At 62.2% G+C, this 19,512-nt stretch carries 18 protein-coding genes and 1 pseudogene; 18 read left to right on the top strand and 1 reads right to left on the bottom strand.

Annotation, left to right across the window (positions count from 1 at the left end; all coding sequences use genetic code 11):
- The first annotated feature begins 356 nt into the window (after nt 1-356).
- The 12 genes from ACPT9U_RS04575 (at nt 357) to ACPT9U_RS04520 (ending at nt 10,214) form a co-directional block, all read left to right on the top strand.
- The gene (locus ACPT9U_RS04575; RefSeq protein WP_010792170.1) at nt 357-593 is read left to right on the top strand and encodes a hypothetical protein; all 237 of its coding nucleotides are present in this window, start codon (nt 357-359) and stop codon (nt 591-593) included.
- A gap of 25 nt (nt 594-618) precedes the next feature.
- The gene (locus tag ACPT9U_RS04570; protein WP_435750040.1) at nt 619-1,011 is read left to right on the top strand and encodes a hypothetical protein; all 393 of its coding nucleotides are present in this window, start codon (nt 619-621) and stop codon (nt 1,009-1,011) included.
- A 250-nt stretch (nt 1,012-1,261) separates the two neighbouring features.
- The gene (locus ACPT9U_RS04565; protein WP_435750039.1) at nt 1,262-1,978 is read left to right on the top strand and encodes an ABC transporter substrate-binding protein; all 717 of its coding nucleotides are present in this window, start codon (nt 1,262-1,264) and stop codon (nt 1,976-1,978) included.
- Nucleotides 1,979-2,268: 290 nt separating this feature from the next.
- Nucleotides 2,269-3,066 (top strand): GTPase, encoded by a 798-nt coding sequence (locus ACPT9U_RS04560; protein ID WP_435750038.1) that lies wholly within the window; start codon nt 2,269-2,271, stop codon nt 3,064-3,066.
- A gap of 66 nt (nt 3,067-3,132) precedes the next feature.
- Complete coding sequence (locus ACPT9U_RS04555; protein ID WP_435750037.1) at nt 3,133-3,498, top strand: DUF3085 domain-containing protein; 366 nt, start codon at nt 3,133-3,135, stop codon at nt 3,496-3,498.
- Between the two features lie 344 nt (nt 3,499-3,842).
- Nucleotides 3,843-4,394 (top strand): STY4534 family ICE replication protein, encoded by a 552-nt coding sequence (locus tag ACPT9U_RS04550; RefSeq protein WP_435750036.1) that lies wholly within the window; start codon nt 3,843-3,845, stop codon nt 4,392-4,394.
- A 55-nt stretch (nt 4,395-4,449) separates the two neighbouring features.
- The gene (locus tag ACPT9U_RS04545; protein WP_033990364.1) at nt 4,450-5,061 is read left to right on the top strand and encodes a DUF3275 family protein; all 612 of its coding nucleotides are present in this window, start codon (nt 4,450-4,452) and stop codon (nt 5,059-5,061) included.
- A gap of 89 nt (nt 5,062-5,150) precedes the next feature.
- A complete protein-coding gene (locus tag ACPT9U_RS04540; RefSeq protein WP_435750035.1) occupies nt 5,151-5,516 on the top strand; it encodes a hypothetical protein in 366 nt (121 codons plus the stop codon).
- Between the two features lie 84 nt (nt 5,517-5,600).
- Nucleotides 5,601-6,251, top strand: a complete 651-nt coding sequence (locus tag ACPT9U_RS04535) for a hypothetical protein (protein WP_279870458.1) — start codon at nt 5,601-5,603, stop codon at nt 6,249-6,251.
- A gap of 65 nt (nt 6,252-6,316) precedes the next feature.
- Nucleotides 6,317-7,426: a DUF6094 domain-containing protein gene (locus ACPT9U_RS04530; protein ID WP_435750034.1), complete on the top strand. Its 1,110-nt coding sequence runs from the start codon at nt 6,317-6,319 to the stop codon at nt 7,424-7,426.
- A gap of 101 nt (nt 7,427-7,527) precedes the next feature.
- Nucleotides 7,528-7,833, top strand: coding sequence for a hypothetical protein (locus tag ACPT9U_RS04525; protein ID WP_435750033.1), 306 nt, complete (start codon nt 7,528-7,530; stop codon nt 7,831-7,833).
- Nucleotides 7,834-7,943: 110 nt separating this feature from the next.
- Entirely contained in the window at nt 7,944-10,214 is a 2,271-nt protein-coding gene (locus tag ACPT9U_RS04520) for a helicase-related protein (protein ID WP_435750031.1), read from the top strand.
- A gap of 212 nt (nt 10,215-10,426) precedes the next feature.
- Here ACPT9U_RS04520 and ACPT9U_RS04515 read toward each other — a convergent pair whose 3' ends face one another.
- The gene (locus ACPT9U_RS04515; RefSeq protein WP_435750030.1) at nt 10,427-10,900 is read right to left on the bottom strand and encodes a very short patch repair endonuclease; all 474 of its coding nucleotides are present in this window, start codon (nt 10,898-10,900) and stop codon (nt 10,427-10,429) included.
- A 104-nt stretch (nt 10,901-11,004) separates the two neighbouring features.
- Between ACPT9U_RS04515 and ACPT9U_RS04510 the strand changes: the two genes are divergently transcribed.
- The 6 genes and pseudogenes from ACPT9U_RS04510 to ACPT9U_RS04485 all read left to right on the top strand — a co-directional run.
- Complete coding sequence (locus ACPT9U_RS04510) at nt 11,005-11,226, top strand: hypothetical protein (protein WP_435750029.1); 222 nt, start codon at nt 11,005-11,007, stop codon at nt 11,224-11,226.
- A gap of 20 nt (nt 11,227-11,246) precedes the next feature.
- Nucleotides 11,247-12,281 (top strand): DNA cytosine methyltransferase, encoded by a 1,035-nt coding sequence (locus tag ACPT9U_RS04505; RefSeq protein ID WP_043743331.1) that lies wholly within the window; start codon nt 11,247-11,249, stop codon nt 12,279-12,281.
- Nucleotides 12,282-12,303: 22 nt separating this feature from the next.
- Entirely contained in the window at nt 12,304-14,073 is a 1,770-nt protein-coding gene (locus tag ACPT9U_RS04500; protein ID WP_435750028.1) for an ATP-dependent nuclease, read from the top strand.
- Between the two features lie 47 nt (nt 14,074-14,120).
- A complete protein-coding gene (locus tag ACPT9U_RS04495) occupies nt 14,121-15,347 on the top strand; it encodes a hypothetical protein (protein ID WP_435750027.1) in 1,227 nt (408 codons plus the stop codon).
- Nucleotides 15,348-15,393: 46 nt separating this feature from the next.
- Nucleotides 15,394-19,080 carry an ORC-CDC6 family AAA ATPase gene (locus ACPT9U_RS04490; RefSeq protein ID WP_435750026.1) on the top strand — a complete coding sequence of 1,229 codons (3,687 nt, stop codon included), beginning with the start codon at nt 15,394-15,396 and terminating at the stop codon, nt 19,078-19,080.
- A gap of 103 nt (nt 19,081-19,183) precedes the next feature.
- A pseudogene (locus tag ACPT9U_RS04485) lies at nt 19,184-19,357 on the top strand (hypothetical protein); the annotation flags it as partial.
- Nucleotides 19,358-19,512 lie beyond the last annotated feature (155 nt).

The following is a 19,512-nucleotide window of genomic DNA, read 5'->3' as shown; positions in this document are numbered from 1 at the left end:
TTTCCTTCCTCACCAGCCGAAGGCCCGCGTGGCCTTCGGCGCCCTGGTCCTTGCCTTGTCCCGTGACGCGGGGCTGCCCTAAAGCGGGCCGTCCGCGATTCGGTTTTCCCTGCGACGGCAGCCATGCTTCGCGCCCATCCTCACGCCATGCGTTGCTGACAGTCGTCAGCGGCATGCCCTGGCAGTCCCGGTCTTCAAGACTGCAACGCGGTTCGCCGCGTTGACCGATCCAGTCCGCTTCGCATCGCCCACCGCGGACGCTCGCCGGCCTGGCGACGATGCACTTTTCTCAACCACCCGAGGGGAACTCCATCCTCTACGGGATGCGTGCTCCTCGACCCACCAAGGAGCACGGCATGTCTGAACCTTCTGCATCTTCCTCTGCAACCGCAGTGCGCAGTGGAGCGCTGGCGCTGGCCTGGACCGGCAAGCGTTTGCCGCTACAGGTGCTGCGCAGCGCGGCCGGCCACTACATCGGCACGCAAGACGACGAAGGCCCGGTATCGCGGGAGTCCGTCGAGTATTTCCCGACCCACCTCGCAGCACAGCGCGCCCTGGATACCCATGCCTGGACACAGCGCGCTCACCCCTGATTCCCACCCTTCAAGGAGTTCTCTCATGAATCTGTCTTTACCCGAAGACGTGCTCGATCAGATGGCGCTGGAACAGGCGCACTTCGACGCTGCACCGCAGGCCTTCTTCGAGGCATGGAAGCGCGGCGCGCAGATCGCCGGCCACGAGTGGTTCGGCGACGGCACACACGAAGGTCTGCAGCGTGCCACCACCAAGTGGGACCTGCGGCCCAACATGCTGATGCTCAACGACGCCCTGGGCGTGCTGAGCAGCGGTCAACGCATGTTCCTGTCCGCGATGGTGAGCTTCTACAACTCCCGTGAGGGCGGTGCGATGCTCAAGCGTTGCGGCTTCGAGGGGCTGTCCGACTTCGGCGGTCTCGATCTGGAACGGCGCCAGGTCATCGCCGACCTCACGCTGCACTACAACGGCTGGTGAGCCGCGCCTGGCAACCCACCGTCCTTTCATCCCACCCCACGAGGGACATGCGTCCCCGTTCGGGGCCATGTCCCTCCTTCTTTTCGCAGGAGCGGCCATGTCCCGAATCAGCATCTTCCACTGATCTGCACCGCCCGCCACCAGGGCGGCCCGACGCCGCGGCCGGCTGACCGGCTGCCACTTCATCCACTCGCTGGGGTTCAATCCCCGGCAGGGGATTGCCTCGGCCATCCTCTGCTGGAGGAATCCCATGTCCCATTCCAAAAACCCCTTCGTCCGCGGCTACGATGGCCTGTCCGTGCAGCGGCTGCTGGCGATTTCCTACGACGACGACTGCCCGCTGAGCTATCTGGCGCTGCACGTCTCGCAGTCGCACCTGCCGGACAGCCAGGTCGAGCGCCATGCCTGCGTCTTCTGCGACGACTTCGCGCTGATCACGGAAGGCCAGAACGTGCCGCCCGAGCTGGACGCGCAGTGTCCCAGCCACGGCATCGCCCGAAACCTCGTCTACGCCGTCATGGCCGAAGAAGCCGGCAAGCCGCTGCACGTCGGCGACACCTACTCCGAGGAAGCCGCGCGCGAGGTGGTACGCCGCCTGCGCTTCGAGACCGGGTTCTACAGCCGTGCTTGGGAAATCAGTTCGGCGCACATCACCGAGGAAGCCGGCCGCTTCCTCGGCGAACTGGCGGACATCGCCACGCCGAGCGGTTTTCTGTTCGTCGCCTTCCGCATTCACTACAGCCCGGCGGTCGGCGTGAAGCTGATCGCCACGCCCTGGACGGATGCGAACCTGCAGCATGTCGAGGGCATCACCGCCGAAGAGCTGCGGCAGGAGCACCGGGCCAAGGGCGTGCCGGAGTCCCTCGTGGAAGTGTTGCACCTGGCTGCGCTCGCCGACGTTCGCATGTTGGTGTTCGATGCCGACGCGCCCGTGCTGGACGGGCTGACGCTCTACGACGACGAGTAACCCGCAACCCATTCGAGCCCCCACGTCGGGGCTCTTCTTTTTCGCGGAACGCGGTGCCAGCGCATTGCCGATTCCCAACGGACGGCCGTCGCCATGTGCCGCACGCTGGCCGCATGTTCGCTGGCGTTGCCGGCAGCATGCCCAGGCAGTCGAGACCTTCGAGACTGCGGCGCGGTTCGCCGTGCTGGTTGCTTCGTTCTCCGGGCGCACCCGCGTCCATCCACCTCACCCTCAAGGGACAGACCTCCCTTGCGGGCGGGAGTCCCTTGGTTGCCACAAGGAGTCTCCCCATGGATACCCAAACCATCCGCGCACAGATGCCGACGCTCGTTGTCGGTCATGTGCCTTCCAACGTCCGTTCGTTCAAGTTCAACATCTTCGACGGCCAGCCCAAGGTTTCGACGCTGGGCTTTCACATCGACCCGAAGCCTTTCGAGGGCAAGGTCATCGCCACCACCGACGAGGCCATCGTCGTCAAGACGGGACGGGCCGAGTTCGCGGTGCTCGATCGCACCCTCGTGACCGAAGTGCCCGACGAGGGCGCCAAGGTGCAGGTCGAACCCTATGTCAGACGCCGCTTCGACGGTCAGCGGGCGGACACGCCCGAGGAGCAGACCGAGTTCACCGCCGACGGCCAGCCCTACACGGTGAAGCGGTTCGTGCTCGGGTCCGCACCGGCGAAGCTGCCGATCCCCGAGCCGCGCTGCCCCGAGCTGCAGGAACTGGTCGACCAACTGGAGCAGTTGCCCGCTCCCGACGGTTTCCGGCGCATCACCCACATGCTGGTGGATGCCGGTGCGCGGGACATCACCTGGGTCGATCCGCTGCCTGCCGACATCATCCGCACGCCGCCGGCCATCGGTTTCACCGTCGCCACGACGAAGTTCCAGGGTCGCGTCACCGTGCTGTATGAGCGCGGCCTCGACCTCTACGCGGTGGAGCTGCACCGCGCCGGCGAGCTGGTCGAACGGGTCGATGAGGTGTTCTTCGACACCCTCGGCGAGACGCTGGAACGGCTCATTGACGACGGGAGCTGGAGACGCATCCGCGTGCAGTGCCTGTCGGGCCGCAAGGCTGTCCGGCACTGACCTCCCAGCAGCTTCCCGCCCTCGCGGCGGGAAGCCTCTCTTCCTGCCTCACTGGAGATCCCACCCATGACTGTTCGATTCAAAGGCACGGAGCTGCGGCCCGTGCTCGCCGAAGCGGTGGCGAATCAATGCCGCGTCATCCTGGTCAAGGATCAGGGCGTGTACTTCCTGGCCGAGCGCGGCGAGCGCCGACCCGATGGTCGCCAGAAGACCATCGCCTATGCCGCCGGCTGCAACCCGGATGTCGATGCGTTCGATGACTGGTGGGAGCTGGCGCGTGCCGAGTTTGGTGGCGACGACTTCGGCGAGTTCATCGATCCGCAGGAGGGCGTGTTTGCGCGCATCCTGCGCAGCGAGGACGACCTCGACGTGTCCGCCACCGCGACACACCTGTCGCTGCAGGCGGTTCCTCCCACGCCCAGCGGTAACTGACCACCCATCCCTGGCCCCCGCTCCGGGGGCCTCTTTCTTCCCGGCAATGCGGACAGCCGCGAGTGCCGATTGCCGCTCGCCTGCGCGCCATCCCGGCGCCACGCTTCCGGCCATGTTCCGCTGACGTCCGTCAGCGACATGCCCAGGCAGCCACGATCTTCAAGGCTGCGACGCGGTTCCGACCGCGTTGATCACTCCAGTTCGCACCGGCATCCATGCGCGAACGGCCATCGGTTCTCGATGGCGATGCCACCAAGCTGTTCCATCAACCCACGCGGGGGTTCCACACCTTCCCCGCCTTGGGTCGGGTGTGTCTCCGCCTCATTGTTCTCAGGAGATTCACCATGACCACTTCTACCGGAAAGTCCTACTTCGATCTGCACATCACCGGCCTCGGGTATCTCAATCGCATCCGCGAAGTGAAGCCCAAGAAAGGTGATGCGTTCCTGGCCTGCGACATCGCAGCCCTGAACGGTCCCAGCGATGACGTCTCGTATGTGCGTTTCGACACGCGCGTATCGGGATCGGAAGCGCAGCACCTGGTGCGCCGCTGCATTCAGGCGGTCGACGCCGAGAAGAAGGTGATGATCGGCTTCCGCATGGGCGACCTGTGGACCGACACCTTCACCTACTCCAAGGGCAAGCGTGCCGGCGAGCAGGGGGTGAGCCTCAAGGCCCGCCTGCTGTTCGTCAGTTGGATCAAGGTCGACGGCAAGCTCGTCTACAAGGCCGAACCCAAGCCGACCGAGACCGACGAGCGGGAGCCGGAAGTCCCTGTGACGTCCGACGCGCCCGCTGCGCAGCAAGCCTCGGCACCGGAGCCTTCCGAGCCCGTCGCCGATGCTGCCGACGACGCAGCCGATGCCCCCGCATTGGCCGTTGCCGAGTCGTTCTGATCCGCAAGGCCCCATCCCCGGGGCCTTGTCTTCTCTTCGTCAGCAGGAGACCTTCATGATCACCATCCCCGGCCAACTGGCCATCAAGACCATCCACGGCAGGAACGGCGACTTCAACGTCGGCCGCCTGGCGACCTCGATCGGCGAGTTCGTCGTGAAGAACGCCGAACTCGATCAGTACCGCGAGGGCAAGTACGACGGTGATTTCGTCATCGTCGAGATTCGCCCCTCCACGTACAACGCCAACGGCCGCATGGTCATCGAGATCCGCGCCCATCTGGGCGGGATGACGCTATCCAACATCGACGCCCTGAGCCGCGACGAGGCCCGCCGGCTGAGTCCGCAGGAAGTCGATCCGATCGACGAGGAAGCGCAGACGCCCGCGCCGGCATCGCCCCCGGCCAAGCCGAAGGCGAAGTCGCGCAGTCCGCGTGATCCCCTGGTCGATACCACGCCGTTCGGCAGCGAACCGGCTCCCGTGTCCGCTGCGGCCTCGGCCGAGGCAGACGACGCGGCGCTGTTCGGTGCCTTGTGGCCCCTGGGCGAGACCGTGAAGCTGGATGCGACCGTGGATCGTCGTGTGCTGCGTCAGCAGCGCGACCGTCTCGACAAGCTCGGCTACGAGTTCGCTCCGTTGTCCCAGGACTGGCACCTCAAAGCTGCCTGATCCATCCGCCGCCTTGCGCGGCATTCCGCCACCCGCCGGGGTTCTCCCCCGACGGGGAGGGCTCCGGCCTTTTCTTCAAGGAGACCCTCATGGGCTGGACCTTCGTTCGTCAGACGCGCGATCAGTTGATCCGCGAGCTGCTCGCTCCGCAGGCGTCCGAACGCGCTTGCTGCGAAGTCATCGACCACACGCTGGACGGCGACGTTCTGTGGACCGTGGTTCGCGTCACCGCCGGGCAGGCGGGCGTCATGGGCCTCGCGGCCGGTGAGTCCGTCTGCTACATCGGCTGCCATCTGCTGGAAAGCTCGGGCGGCGATTGGGGCTACAAGTCCCTCGATGAGTCCGTGCATCCGTACTACTACTCGTGCCCGCTGCGCTATCTCGACATGGCGCCGGTGCAAAGCTCCGAGTGGCGCGAGCGGGTTCACCGCTTCCACGCGGGGCGCGCTGTCTAGCGGCACGCATCTTCCTTCACCCAACCGGGGCGAGCATGGCCCCGGGGGCTGTGGTTGCTCCTTCATCTCCAAGAGGACATCACCATGCCTGCACCTTCTTCCGCGAAACCGCTGTACCGCATCGACGAATGCCCCGACCTCATGGCCGACGGTTGCGTCGGTGACGAGCAAGGCAATCTGGTCTTTCTCTCGATCTGGGCGCGCGACACCGCCGTTCAGGAGTTCCTCGCCCGCCTGACCCTCGGCCGGGATGAACAGGGACTGGACCAGTTCCACGTCATCACCGAGCAGGGCGCATCCATCCCGGTCTTCGTCGGCAACGTCGAGAACCTGGAAAAGCGCATCACCCGCGCCTATCGGCGAACGCTGTTCGGTTCGCTGACGAATGTGTGGCTGTTCGATCGTCGCTGCGTGAAGCCAGACAAGGCCAACGCCAGCGCGCTGGCGCTTCTGCCCAGGGATTCCGCTCACCGGCTCGACCGGCTGTGGACGCTGGTGCAGGACACCTGCCCGCTGCCACTGCTCGACCACTGGCGCGACACCGTGCTGGAACTGTTGCAGACACGGCGGATGCTGACCGGTCTTCCCTTGGCCCTCGGGCCGCTGGAAGGCCATCGGCTGGCCCTCGATGTCCCGGTGCTGACGAAGGCGTTGGGCGAGCTGATCCGCAACGGCACCCTCGGCGCCACGCAGTACGAACTGGCCGCGAACGCACCGCTTCGGCGTGTGGCGTGAGCCATCCCCACGGGCATGCGCGCCGCGCGTGCCCGCCTTCCCTCATCCATCACCAGGAGAAATCCATGGCACTCATGTTTCCGCGCCTGGCGCGCAATTTCATTCGTAACGGCTACTTCCCCACCGACGAGCCGACGCTGGAGCGGGCCTTGTCCGCACTGGCGCCGTCTCCCGGCTCCATGGCCATCCTCGATCCCTGCGCCGGCGAAGGCGTGGCGATCGCCGAAGCCGCCCACGCCCTCGGGCGCGAGCAGGTCCAGGCCTTCGCCGTCGAGTACGACGCCGAGCGTGCCCGCCACGCACGGCAACTGGTCGATCGCTGCATCCACGGTGACCTGATGGACACGCTGATCTCGCGCCAGTCCTTCGGGCTGCTGTGGCTGAACCCGCCGTATGGCGACCTGAGCAAGGACGTGAACGGCAACATCGGCTATCAGGGCCAGGGCCGTGCGCGGCTGGAAAAGCTGTTCTATCAGCGCGCGCTGCCGCTGCTGCAGTACGGTGGCGTGCTGGTCTTCATCGTGCCGTCCTACGTGCTCGACGCCGAGCTGGTCGGATGGCTGACGCGCCACTTCGCCGAACTGCGCATCTACCGTGCGGTGGAAACGCAGTTCAAGCAGGTGGTGATCTTCGGTCGCAGGATTCGTCAACGCGACCAGGCATCGGATTCGGTCAAAGCCGTGCGCGGTCTGCTGCTGCAGATCGGACAGGGCGACGCCGAAGCCGAGGAGCTGCCGCTCGAATGGCCGTTCCTGCCGTACACCGTCCCTGCCAGCCCGGCCGAGCCGGAGCACTTCTATCGCGTGACGATGGAGCCCGAGCAGTTCGCCGATGAAGTCGGCCGGCTGCAAGGACTCTGGCCGGCGCTCGATACCCACCTGGGCGCCGCGCAGCAATCGCTGCGTCCGCCCGCGCGGGCCTTGTCGCACTGGCATCTCGCCCTGGCCTTGGCCGCGGGCGGGATCTCCGGCGTGGTGACGTCCAAGAGCGGGCGCGTGCTCGTCGTCAAAGGTGATACCCACAAGGAGAAGACCCTCCAGACGGAATACACCGAACGCGACGACGGCTCCGTGGCCGAGACGCGCATCCTCACCGACAAGTTCGTGCCGGTCATTCGTGCATGGGACTTGACGCTGGGCTCGCCCACGTGGGGCGAAGTGCTGACCATCCGCTGATCGCTGTTCCCTGACGGTTCGCCGTCGCGTTCATCCACCCACCGGGGTCACGTCGCCCCGATGGGGTGCCGTGGCCCCTTCTTCCAAAAGGAGAAACCACCATGGCACTCGCAGTCCTCAACCTCGCGTCACAAGCACGCTTTTCGCCCGGGCAGGTGGTCATGACCGCCGGCGTCGACGAGCTGGTCCGACAGGGCCGGCTCAACCCCACGCCGTACCTGCGCCGCCATCTTCACGGCGACTGGGGCGACCTGTGCGACGGCGATCGACGGCAGAACGACGCCGCGCTGAAGTCCGGCGAGGATCGTCTGTTCTCGTCCTACCAGGTCACGCGCGACCTGAAGCTCTGGATCATCACCGAATGGGATCGCAGCGTCACCACGCTGCTGTTGCCCAGCGAATACTGATCCGCATCCAGCGGCACCTACACGTTACTTTGCCGCTTCTTTCTTCCCACCCAGGGGCATGTCACCGCCCCGTGGGGGAGGTGCATGCCCCATCTCCTTGGAGCATCACCATGTCCCTCGATCTCGAAACCGTTCCCGAAACCGCTGCGCAGGGCGACCTGCTCGAAGCGGCCGCTTCACCCCTCACGCTCAGCCTGCAGGACTTCGTATCGGAGTTCGGCGACGAGCTGCTCGATTCGCTCAACCGCGCCAATCCTCCGGTCTACACCGGCCAGGTGCGGGTGCATCGGCAACTGATCCTCGCCGCGCTCAAGCGCAAGCTGTTCCCGGCGCAAGCCGATGTGGTCCATGCCGTCACCGAGCTGTTGGTCGATCGTGGCGAACGCGCCGCGATCGTCAATGGCGAGATGGGCTGCGGCAAGACGACCGTCGGCATCGCCACGGCCGCCGTGCTCAACGCCGAAGGCTACCGCCGCACCCTGGTGCTCTCGCCACCCCACCTGGTCTACAAGTGGCGGCGCGAAATCCAGGAGACGGTGGCCGGTGCCAAGGTCTGGGTGCTCAATGGCCCGGACACGCTGGTCAAGCTGCTGAAACTGCGCGAGCAGTTGGGCGTGCCGGCGCAGGGCCAGGAGTTCTTCGTCCTGGGCCGCGTGCGGATGCGGATGGGGTTCCACTGGAAACCTGTCTTCGTTCGGCGGCGCGCGCCTCACGGCGACGTGGGGGCCTGCCCGGATTGCGGGCATGTCATCACCGACCTCGACGGCGAGCCGATCAACCCGGTCGAACTCGAAGCCGAGGAGTCCCGCCGCAAATGCAGCCACTGCCGTGCTCCGCTGTGGTCGTTGATCCGTCCCAGAGGCCTGTCCGCCAGCGACCAGTCCTCGACCGTGCTCAAGGCACTGAAGCGTATTCCAACCATCGGGGAAGTCACCGCGCAGAAGCTGATGCAAAAGTTCGGTGACGCCTTCCTCGCGTCGATGCTCGGGGACAACATCCACGAGTTCATCAACCTGATGGATGGCAACGGCGAGCTGGTCTTCTCGGATCGGCAAGCCCACCGGATGGAACGCGCGATGGCCAACATGGAGTTCGGCTTCGGCGAGGGCGGCTACCAGCCGTCCGAGTTCATCAAGAGGCAGCTTCCCCAAGGCACGTTCGACCTGCTCATCGCCGACGAGGCGCACGAGTACAAGAACGGCGGCTCCGCACAGGGCCAGGCCATGGGCGTGTTGGCGGCCAAGGCGCGCAAGACGCTATTGCTCACCGGCACACTGATGGGCGGCTACGGCGACGACCTGTTCCACCTGCTGTTCCGAGCCCTGCCGGGGCGGATGATCGAAGACGGCTACCGGCCGACGAAGAGCGGCAGCATGACGTCGGCCGCGATGGCGTTCATGCGCGATCACGGCGTGCTCAAGGACATCTATTCCGAGAGCATGGGCGCGGCGCACAAGACGGCCAAGGGCACCAAGGTATCGGTGCGCACGGTCAAGGCGCCGGGCTTCGGTCCGAAGGGCGTGCTGCGTTGCGTCCTACCGTTCACGGTCTTCCTCAAGTTGAAGGACATCGGTGGCAATGTGCTGCCGCCCTACGACGAGGAGTTCCGCGAAGTCGCGATGGACACGGCGCAGGCCGCGGCCTACCGCGATCTGGCGGGTCGGCTGACCCAGGAGCTGAAGCAGGCCCTGGCGAAGCGCGACACGACGCTGCTCGGTGTAGTCCTCAACGTGCTGCTGGCCTGGCCGGACTGCTGCTTCCGGTCGGAAACCGTGGTGCATCCGCGCACGCGCAACACCTTGGCGTTCGTTCCGGCTCAGTTCAACGAGCTGGAGGTGATGCCCAAGGAACGTGAGCTGATCGAGATCTGCAAGCAGGAGAAGGCAGAAGGGCGCAAGACCCTGGTCTATTCGGTCTACACCGGCACGCGCGACACCACGTCGCGTTTGAAGGTGCTGCTGGAGCAGGAAGGCTTCAAGGTGGCGGTACTGCGCGCAAGCGTGGAGGCCTCCCGCCGCGAGGACTGGATCGCCGAGCAGTTGGACCGAGGCATCGACGTGCTCATCACCAATCCCGAGCTGGTGAAAACCGGCCTGGACCTGCTGGAGTTCCCGACCATCGTGTTCCTCCAGAGCGGGTACAACGTGTATTCGCTGCAGCAGGCCGCCCGGCGCTCATGGCGCATCGGCCAGAAGGAGCCGGTGCGCGTGGTCTACCTCGGCTACGCCAACTCCTCGCAGATGACCTGCCTGGGGTTGATGGCCAAGAAGATCATGGTGTCGCAATCCACCTCGGGCGACGTGCCTGAATCGGGACTGGATGTCCTGAACCAGGATGGCGACTCGGTGGAGGTGGCGCTGGCGCGGCAGTTGATGCGCTGAGCTCTGCTCGGTCCTTGGCGGCCCCTCCGGGGGCCGTTTCCTTTTACTCATTCCGCGTTGCGATAGAAATGACGGACTCCAATGCCCTTTCCGGCTGCCTCTTTGAGAGACTTCAGCCCAAGCAGCCAGTTAAAGACTGCCCGGTTCTGGGCGCCGGTCAAATCCTTCTGCGGACCGAGTCGATCTTGTCGTGATCCCCATGGCTCTCCTTGTCAGCTGCTGCGTACTTTGCGACCCGCTTCGCGAAATATGCGAGCACCGTCCGCCCGAGACCGAGCAACCGCTGCTCGTATGCGATCTACGACGGTTGCCAGGTCGCCTTCCACTTCGTGTTCACAGTAGCGCAAAACCGTCCAGCCGAGCGCGCCAAGCGCGTTCTCCACCTCCCGATCACGCTGCCGGTTACGCGCAATCTTCTCAGACCAGAACGATGCTTTGGTGACCGGGGGCTTGTAGTGGTCTTGACAACCGTGCCAGAAGCAGCCGTCGACAAACACCGCGATCTCGCAGCCGACGAAGGCCAAGTCCGGCCGCCCCGGAACACTTGGACGCACCCTGTAACGCAGTCCGGCACGCCAGAGAGCGCGGCGCAGGACCATCTCCTGCCCCGTATCCGCCCCGCAGACGCGTGCCATATGTTCCGACTTGGTCAGCGGGTAGAGTTTACGTATTTTCTTCCGTTGCATCGCATCGACTTGGCGGCTTGAATCGGGTGCGGTCGACGCACATCATCTTTACATTTGCGTTACATTCCGATAGGATGCCACGCGATAGGCATGAGGGTCAATCAATGGGCGATGTCGAACGAAAGACCGAGACGGTGAACCTGCGGTTTTCTCCAAGGATGAAGGAGCTGCTGCGGATCGCGGCCGAGCGGGAGCACCGGACACTGTCGAACATGATCGAGACACTCGTGATCAATTACTGCGAGAGCAGGGGAATACCAGTGGAACCGGGCGCGAAAGGCGCCTCCCGAGCAAAAAAGAGAACTACAACCACGACAGACGAGTGATTCACACGGCAGCCGTCAAGATGAAAAAGAAGTCCAATATGCGCATGGCCATAGATTTATTTTCGGGTTGCGGCGGCCTGACCCAAGGCCTCCGTGATGCGGGCTTCACCGTGGGCGCGGCCGTGGAGATTGATGCACTCGCTGCGGAAACGTATGCCGCCAATCACCCCGAGGTGAGGCTTTTCAATGCCGATATCCGCAACATCTCGGCTTCCGAGATCTTGGACGCCTGCGGCATCGCGACGGGGGAACTCGACTTGCTGGCCGGCTGCCCCCCATGCCAGGGTTTTTCCCGCATCCGACTCAACAACAAGAGAGAGCGAATGGACGATCCCCGTAACCGGCTTATTGATGAGGTTCTCCGGGTGGTGGGCGAAATGCGGCCGAAAGTCGTGATGCTGGAGAATGTGCCCAATCTCTCACGCTATACCCGCTATCTGGATTTCAAGAGGGATCTGCGCAAGCTTGGTTACGAAATCTCCGATCAGATCCTTGATGTCGCTGATTTCGGTGTGCCCCAGCGTCGCAAGCGACTCGTTGTCCTCGCGTCACGGCTGGGTCGAATCTCACACATCGAACCGGTGAAAGGGCGTAAGACGGTAAGAGATACGATCGGAAAGCTGCCGGATCATATCCTGAAAAATGACCCTCTCCACAGCCTGGGTGAGCAGCGCAGCGAACGCGTGCGTCAGTTGATCAAGGCCATCCCGAAGGACGGCGGCAGCAGGACGGCTCTATCCCCAGGACTGGTCCTCAAATGCCACGAAAAACAGGACGGGTTCTACGACGTCTACGGTCGTATGCGATGGGACGACGTTGCGCCCACTATCACCGGCGGCTGCATCAACCCCTCGAAGGGGCGGTTTCTTCATCCCACGGAGGACCGCGCCATCACCCTTCGCGAGGCGGCGCTCCTGCAGAGCTTTCCGCCTGGCTATGTGTTCTCGCTGCGCCGGGGCAAGTACGCCGCCGCCGAGATGATCGGAAATGCCCTCCCTCCGCTTTTTTCGCGCATGCAGGCTGAGGCGATAAAGAGCCATTTGGCCGGGCAGTGACAGGCAACGACTCGGTGGCCGAATGTCAAAGAATGAAGAAATCATCGCGCTTGTCGATACGCTCAAGAACTTCGCCCCGGGCAAGCCGCTTAAGCACTACATAACTCACGCGACATTCCCCAGGTTCAAAAACATTGAGTCGGGAACACGGGTCGATTTCGAGTTCCCCCTCACCGCGCTTGTCGGCGCTAACGGGATCGGCAAGAGCTCGCTGCTACATGCGCTATGGGGGATGCCGTACGGACACTCGACGTCCAAATTCTGGTTCTCCACCGACTTAGATCCCATCGAGGATAGCAATAGGGACCCTCAGCGTTATTTCTACGGCTACTGGCACGAGGGCTTCGGCGGGGTTGTTGAAACTCGGAAAGCACGTATCGGGAAAAAGAAGGACTATTGGGAGCCATACCGTTGGAGCAAGAGCGACGGAATGGCACCCATGCCGGAGGGTGACTTCGAGGGGAAGGCAAAGGATCGCTGGAATCCTGTTCGAAGAAAGGTCGTCTACATCAATTTCAGGGCGTTGTTTGGTTCCTTCGACCGCTACTTTTACTTCGATGACGACCTTGGCGGAGGAAACAAGCGCGATGTGATGCTGCGAGCGGCGCGTCGACTCAAGACGGTGAAGGATGATATCAAGCAGTCGTACAAGATGGGGCGCCGCGAGCGAATATTCGAGAACCGCGTGCTTAAGCCTTATGAGCTCACCGAGGCATCCAGAATTCTCGGCCGTTCCTATGATTCAGCTCACCTCATTCGGCATTCCCTTTACCCCGGCAACAGAGGTAGAGATCTGAGCGTCGTTTTCAAACGCGGGGCGGAATACTCCGAAGCGTTTGCGGGGAGCGGCGAGATTGCTGCCGTGAGCGCGGTTGTCGACGTCCTGGCCGCAGATGAGTACTCACTTATTCTGCTCGATGAACCGGAAACGTCTCTCCACCCCGGAGCCCAGCGGTCTATGCTCAGATTTTTGCTGGATCAGATCAAGCTGAAGAAGCACCAGATAATTATCTCGACTCACTCGAGCGAGTTTTTAACCGGCCTACCGCATGAAGCAATCAAGGTGTTCGAGGATAACGGAAAAACCCAATCCCGCATTCTCCCCCGTAGCTCTCCCGCAGCGGCATTGAACCGCCTTGGAAGACCGCCGCAGAACAAGCGTCGAGTGCTTGTGGAGGATTCCTTGGCAGAGCAGCTTGTTCTCCATGCGGCCAAAGGCCTTGATCCCGGCGACCGCGAGACACTCGAGGTCAAGGTGGCTCCGGGTGGCGCCGAGTCCATTCTCAAGTACTTGGGGCCGGCTGCCATGGTTTCCGGTGATGAAGTTTTCGTCTTGCTCGACGGCGACCAGAAGAAAGTGAAGGAATTCAGCGATCCTGCCCAGATAGCGCCCGCCGAGCATGCGCAATTGGATAGCCGAATCAAGCAGGAGCTCGGATTTGAGCCTCAATACCATATCCAGGGCGGACGCGATGAGGCTGCTCACAAGAAAGCGAAAATCAAGGCCCAACTCAGCTATCTGGCTTGGCTACGCAAACATCTGGATTTTTTCCCTAGACAACTGCCGGAACACATAATTTTGGAGGCGTTTGAACCTACTCGACGCCATTCCGATGCGGGCTCGATCGACGCGAAGGCCGCACTCAAGAAGCTACTGTCCGGTAGTGCAGAGATTGAGCCTAGCGCCGAGGAGGTTACCACTCTTGCGCGATTCAAGATCGCCGAAATCCCGCAGGACAATGCCGACCTCACTACAATCCGCGAATGTCTGCAAAAATGGTTGCATGGCTGATCTCGTGAAAACAGAACAGAACCATATCGCTCAATAAGGAACCGACGATGGACGCCCCAGAGACCGATACCGGGTTCCTCGCTTCACTGTTCCAAGATCCTTCGGACGACGATATACGCACGGTAATTGCCATTATCGCCGCGCGCTTCCCGAACGATGGCGCCGTGGCGGCGGAGCTGGCGACGATCCTGGCTGCTTCAGGCGAATGCATAACCGTAGACGGGGCAGTTTCCGCCGACGTCGCATCCACGGGCGGTCCTGCGTCGCTAAGTACGCTTCTGACGCCGCTATATCTCCGTGCGGCAGGAGCGATCGTTCCGAAACTCGGCGTACCGGGTCGGCCAGCCGGTGGGATCGATTGCCTTGGTCAGATCCCCGGCTATCGGACTGAACTATCCGTTCGAGAGATACTTCAGATTATCGACGCTTCCGGATACGCCCACTTCCTCGCCAAGGGCCGGATGGCGCCGCTTGACGGGCGGATGTTCAAATTACGGCAGGCCATGAATGCGCAAACCATTCCGTCTTTGGTGGCCGGCAGTCTTTTGTCGAAGAAGCTTGCCGTCGGCGTCAAGCATGCAGGTCTCGACATCCGGGTCGCTCCTCATGGCAATTTTGGCAGCAACATAACCATCGCTGCAGCAAATGCACGGTTGTTTGTACAGGCTGCACGGACTCTCGGCATAAAGGCGTCACCGGTTCTGACCGATGCCCGGTACCCATACCAGCCCTATCTCGGAAGGCGGGAATCCCTGCTCGCGCTTGACGATGTCTTCCGTGGAACATGCTCCCCCTGGCTGGGAAGCCATGTCGAGACCTGCCGAACGCTCGCATTGGCCTGCCTTCCCGCCGACCTTCGCGCGAGGGTCGCAGAGGCATCCTTCGCAGCGCTCCGCCGGCACTTCGACGACAACCTCATCGCCCAAGGCGCAGATCCAGACGACTTCGATGCGCTTGTACGCGACACGAGAAAGGCCCACACCGGACATGTCCTGGCGGCACACGATGGATTCTGCTTCTACCACTTGGACCTGCTTCGCGACCGACTTGTCGAATGGCAGGGCATGTTCATATCGGAACAGGAACCTTTTCCGGATCCGGTTGGACTCGTTCTTCTCATCCCTCCGGGACAATGGGCTCCCGGCGGCACTCCGATCGCGACGGTTAGGGCGCCCGAATCATTGATGCCGGACGTTATTCACAGGCTCGACGAGGTAGTCGGCACTCCGAGCCGTCTCCCGCACGGACCCGATTTCGAGGCAATCAATGGCTAAATACTGCTGCTTCTTTTGTCCTTCAAAGGACTATGCGGAAAGGGAATTGGGTGACAAGTGCCCATCCTGCGGGCGCACCTACGGCCTCGTCCTGGACCATCCGCCGACCAAGATAGGCAACTACCGGATCACGAAGCATCTCGGAAGGGGATTCTACGGCGCCGCATACGTCGCGGAAGCCGGATTCGTCGGGAAGAAGTACGTCATCAAGATATCGCCTGTCGCCTTTTATAGTTTTGCGCCGTTCAAGAAGACACCGTTTCTAGACGAGGTCCGTTTGCACGCCGAGCTGGCGGCCAGCGCGACGCATGCAGTCGACATCATCGACGCGATCCCTGATGAGACCGTCGTCTTTACTGATGACGCCGCGACCAGTATCCCGTGCCACGTCACCGTGCTCGACTACGTCGAAGGCGATCTTCTAAAGGACTTCGTCAACAGCAGGACACCGCCCAGTGCCGCGTCGATCTGTCAGGTCGCAATCGATCTGTTGCAGCTTCGTGCCGAATTGGAGGCTAACAAACTTAACCACAACGACCTGCACTCCGAAAACCTCATCGTCGAGAGACTCCGCCCTGAATCGCGACGACCTGACGCGATTGATCCCATGCTGCAGGTCATGGCAATCGACCTCGGCAGTGTCTCCGACGAGAGCAAGAGTACCGACGACCGACAGGGGGATTTGGGGTTCATCGCAGAGCACGTCAACACCCTTCTCGCCGGGCTGCTCGCAAGGCCGGATCAAATGGAGGACCGGGATTTTCGGGTTGCGCTGGCGCTGCAAGGCATCATCGGCAATCTGCGCGCGGACCCCCAGAACCTTCGCCTTCCAAATCCGGCCGACATGGTCGCTCAGGTTCGAGAATCTTTCTACAGAGCATCACACCACTGGCGACCGTGGATGAATCCGCTCAGCTTGAAGGGATTCGCTGACCACTACAACGCCCAGACACTGGAATCGTGGGATGTCCCCAAGCTGCTGGTTGACCCGGCCAACCGCTGGCTGACCGAGATCACCCGCCCCGGCCCGCAGATCATCACCGGCATGCGGGGATGCGGCAAGACGATGCTGCTCCGCGCGCTGGACATCCACGCCCGCGCAACACAACGAAAGGACGAAACGGCCGAGGCGGTCATCCAGCGCATCCGGAATGATCGCTTTGTCGGACTCTTTGTTTCCGCCCAAAGGTTGCTGGATTTACGGGAGCAGTCGCTCCTCAAGCTTGAATATCGTCTAACTCGGCTCTTCGTCGCCTACGCTCTGCAGGCCGCCCGCGCACTGATGCACCTCCGTGATGTCGACTCAACAGCCATCGCACCCGGAGCACACACGCGTTTGGCTTCGGCCGTCGCTGATTACCTGGAGGGGGTCGATGACTTGCGAGACTCCATTTCCCTTGACGATCTCGAGCAACGATTGCAACGGATTGCCGTTCTCACAGTCAGCGGCGACGAGAAGCATCTTGTCAAGCAAGCCCCCGCCGAGGTGTTCAACCATCTGGCGAGCAGCCTTAGGGAATGCTCGGAGGTGTTTGAGTCTGCCTCGATCTTCTATCTCCTGGATGACGTATCAACTCGATATCTTGAGCTCGACAAGATCGAGGCGCTCCTTTCCGCGCTCCTTTTCCAGAGCCCGATCTGCGCGTTCAAGTTCACATCCGAATGGCAGACGATCGAACTCGGCCTCCGATCACCTGGAAGAAACCACCCGATTCGAATCGATCGCGACCTGACGGTGTTCGACCTTGGTGAGGATGTCTTCAAAACCATCAGTGCTCCCGGCTCCGCAGGCAAGGACTTCATTGCCAGGATTCTTCAATTGCGTGCCGACCTCCACGCACAGCATCCCAGGCAGCGGGATCCGCGGGTGATTCTCGGCGACGTACCCTTGGAACAGGTTGCCAGAGAGATCGCCTCCTCAACCGAAGGGGCGGGCCAGAAAAAGCGCGTATACAGGGGCCTGTCCTGCCTTACCAGTGTCTGCGTCGGTGACATCGGCGATGTCATCAAACTCTACGAAGAAATCCTTCGCCGAGGCAGTAACGCCAACGCATATCCCATTGAGGACCAAACCCAGTCCGAGTGCTTCCAAGAGATGAGTGCACGCCGGCTCTACGATCTCAACCGGCGCGCCACCTACTCAAGGAATCTCAAGAACCACGCCCTCGCGTTCGCACAAACGGCGCACGACCTGCTGGTGCGGTCATATCGCAATGCGCCGAAGGAAGGAAAATCGAAAGCACGCCTGAGGCAATACTCTTCGATCTACGTCAGGGTCACCGCCGAGGACGAGAACAGCCAGAAGCAGCAGATCGACAGACTTCGTGACCTCATCGATGCCGGCGTCTTCGTTTTCGCTGGCGGAGCGCCGCGCACCAAGACGAAGGACTCCGACCCGATCCTGCAGTTTATTCTGAGCTATCGAAAGATCTATGGCCTGGCCGCATTCATCGGCCTTGCCGACAGGGATCGCTTCGAGTTGTCCGGAGACGACTTGAGCAGGTGGCTAGAATTGGACGATGTGGCCGCCGCCAAGGAGATCCTGTTGCGCAACCAGATCAACGACGAAGTTGACGAAACCGGCGCCCTGGGCAGCGGCCAACCCAGCCAGGAATCCGAAGTCGCTATTCAGGAACAGCCTGTTGTAACTCCCCCCGCGCCGGTACAAGCTTCCGTCCGCAGGACGGCGCCAGGGCAAGCCGATCTGTTCGGCGCATTCGAGAGCGACACAAAGTCTCCGGATCAGAAGGCGTGGGCCGACAAGGTGTTGGTCTCGATCCGCCAAATTTCCGAGAACGAGCTTGCCACACTCCCGGTGAGTTCGGCCCTGGTGGGATTGGGGTTTGAAGACCGCACGCTTGCGTCGAACAGATTCCTCGCGGGAGCACTCAATCCGCAGACCGTACACGCGATTAGGTACCCGGTGGAAGGGCGTTCACAGGATATCCTCAATGCGTGGAGCAAATCGGGGACAACGGTGGTAGAGGCCGCTTATGACGAGGCGCTCGCCGCCCTCCCGCGTCTAGACGGCCTTGCGCTCGTGGACATATCCGGTCTCGCGAAGCCCTTGATCTTCAAGGCGGTCCGCAGTGAGCTGATCGCCAAAGGGCGAGTCCTCGTATGTCACGCGTCGGCCGAGCGACACTATCCGCTCCAAGAAGACCTCGAGAAACTATTCGCCGCCGAACGATCGGACGATCCTGTCGCCTTTCTTGACAGCCTGGCGGAGTTGTTGACTGGAGAAGACGGACCGTACAAGGACATCAAGCTGCTTAATGATGTCTCCGATCCGTCCCGAAACCGCGCCCTGCTTGCATTCGCATCGCCGAAGCACGAACGCCTCTTCTCCCTACTGGATCGCCGCGAGTTCGATCAAATCGAGATCGTCACTCCGGAGGGAGACCCACCGCACGCCAAGGTGGCCGCATACGCTGCGGAGTTCATTTGCCAGAATTATCCAAATGCATCCGTCACCAGATTCGGAAACGATGATCTGCTCGGGCTTGTCGAGTATCTCGACGCGAAGTATCTGGAAATCTACGGTACGGGCGGAGCCAACTTCGAACTTGGCCTGACGGGCACGAAAATGCAGGCGCTTGCTTCCGCCATACTGAGTTCGGTTCGAAAGGTTTCACAGACTTGGTATCTGAGTCCGAAGAGATTCGACGAGAAGCGGTTCTCGAGCGGCGTCGGTTCGATTCGGGTGTACGACATCCGAATTCCGGGGAAGTAATGCTCATGGTGAGAACTCCCACCTCGGGGCATCTTCGGATCGAACCTCTGCCCCGAAAAAAAACGAAGGGCATCGAGTACCGCCAGAACCCACGACAGCCATCGTGATCTACCTGGGCTATGCCAGCTCCTCGCAGATGACCTGCCTGGGGCTGATGGCCAGGAAGATCATGGTGTCGCAATCCACCTCGGGCGACGTGCCCGAATCCGGACTCGATGTCCTGAACCAGGATGGCGACTCGGTGGAGGTGGCACTGGCTCGGCAGTTGGTGCATTGAGCGTTGCTGGACTTGGCGGCCCCTTCGGGGGCCGCTCAGACTGCTGACAAAGCCCTGTAACCGGTCACTGAGCGGCGTTCTTTGCCCGCCCGCGCCCACGCGGAACAATCCCTCCCACATTCATCAGGGAGGAGCCGGCAGTGACCAGGGCGACA

The sequence above is a fragment of the Thauera sp. AutoDN2 genome (assembly GCF_051280715.1).
Classification (GTDB): Bacteria; Pseudomonadota; Gammaproteobacteria; order Burkholderiales; family Rhodocyclaceae; genus Thauera.
This window is presented reverse-complemented; position numbering and strand designations above follow the sequence as displayed.

Excerpts from the sequence above, each read along its gene's own strand:
- ACPT9U_RS04575 (WP_010792170.1), top strand. The coding sequence starts at position 357 with ATGTCTGAACCTTCTGCATCTTCCTCTGCAACCGCAGTGCGCAGTGGA.
- ACPT9U_RS04570 (WP_435750040.1), top strand. The coding sequence starts at position 619 with ATGAATCTGTCTTTACCCGAAGACGTGCTCGATCAGATGGCGCTGGAA.
- ACPT9U_RS04565 (WP_435750039.1), top strand. The coding sequence starts at position 1,262 with ATGTCCCATTCCAAAAACCCCTTCGTCCGCGGCTACGATGGCCTGTCC.
- ACPT9U_RS04560 (WP_435750038.1), top strand. The coding sequence starts at position 2,269 with ATGGATACCCAAACCATCCGCGCACAGATGCCGACGCTCGTTGTCGGT.
- ACPT9U_RS04555 (WP_435750037.1), top strand. The coding sequence starts at position 3,133 with ATGACTGTTCGATTCAAAGGCACGGAGCTGCGGCCCGTGCTCGCCGAA.
- ACPT9U_RS04550 (WP_435750036.1), top strand. The coding sequence starts at position 3,843 with ATGACCACTTCTACCGGAAAGTCCTACTTCGATCTGCACATCACCGGC.
- ACPT9U_RS04545 (WP_033990364.1), top strand. The coding sequence starts at position 4,450 with ATGATCACCATCCCCGGCCAACTGGCCATCAAGACCATCCACGGCAGG.
- ACPT9U_RS04540 (WP_435750035.1), top strand. The coding sequence starts at position 5,151 with ATGGGCTGGACCTTCGTTCGTCAGACGCGCGATCAGTTGATCCGCGAG.
- ACPT9U_RS04535 (WP_279870458.1), top strand. The coding sequence starts at position 5,601 with ATGCCTGCACCTTCTTCCGCGAAACCGCTGTACCGCATCGACGAATGC.
- ACPT9U_RS04530 (WP_435750034.1), top strand. The coding sequence starts at position 6,317 with ATGGCACTCATGTTTCCGCGCCTGGCGCGCAATTTCATTCGTAACGGC.
- ACPT9U_RS04525 (WP_435750033.1), top strand. The coding sequence starts at position 7,528 with ATGGCACTCGCAGTCCTCAACCTCGCGTCACAAGCACGCTTTTCGCCC.
- ACPT9U_RS04520 (WP_435750031.1), top strand. The coding sequence starts at position 7,944 with ATGTCCCTCGATCTCGAAACCGTTCCCGAAACCGCTGCGCAGGGCGAC.
- ACPT9U_RS04515 (WP_435750030.1), bottom strand. The coding sequence starts at position 10,900 with ATGCAACGGAAGAAAATACGTAAACTCTACCCGCTGACCAAGTCGGAA.
- ACPT9U_RS04510 (WP_435750029.1), top strand. The coding sequence starts at position 11,005 with ATGGGCGATGTCGAACGAAAGACCGAGACGGTGAACCTGCGGTTTTCT.
- ACPT9U_RS04505 (WP_043743331.1), top strand. The coding sequence starts at position 11,247 with ATGAAAAAGAAGTCCAATATGCGCATGGCCATAGATTTATTTTCGGGT.
- ACPT9U_RS04500 (WP_435750028.1), top strand. The coding sequence starts at position 12,304 with ATGTCAAAGAATGAAGAAATCATCGCGCTTGTCGATACGCTCAAGAAC.
- ACPT9U_RS04495 (WP_435750027.1), top strand. The coding sequence starts at position 14,121 with ATGGACGCCCCAGAGACCGATACCGGGTTCCTCGCTTCACTGTTCCAA.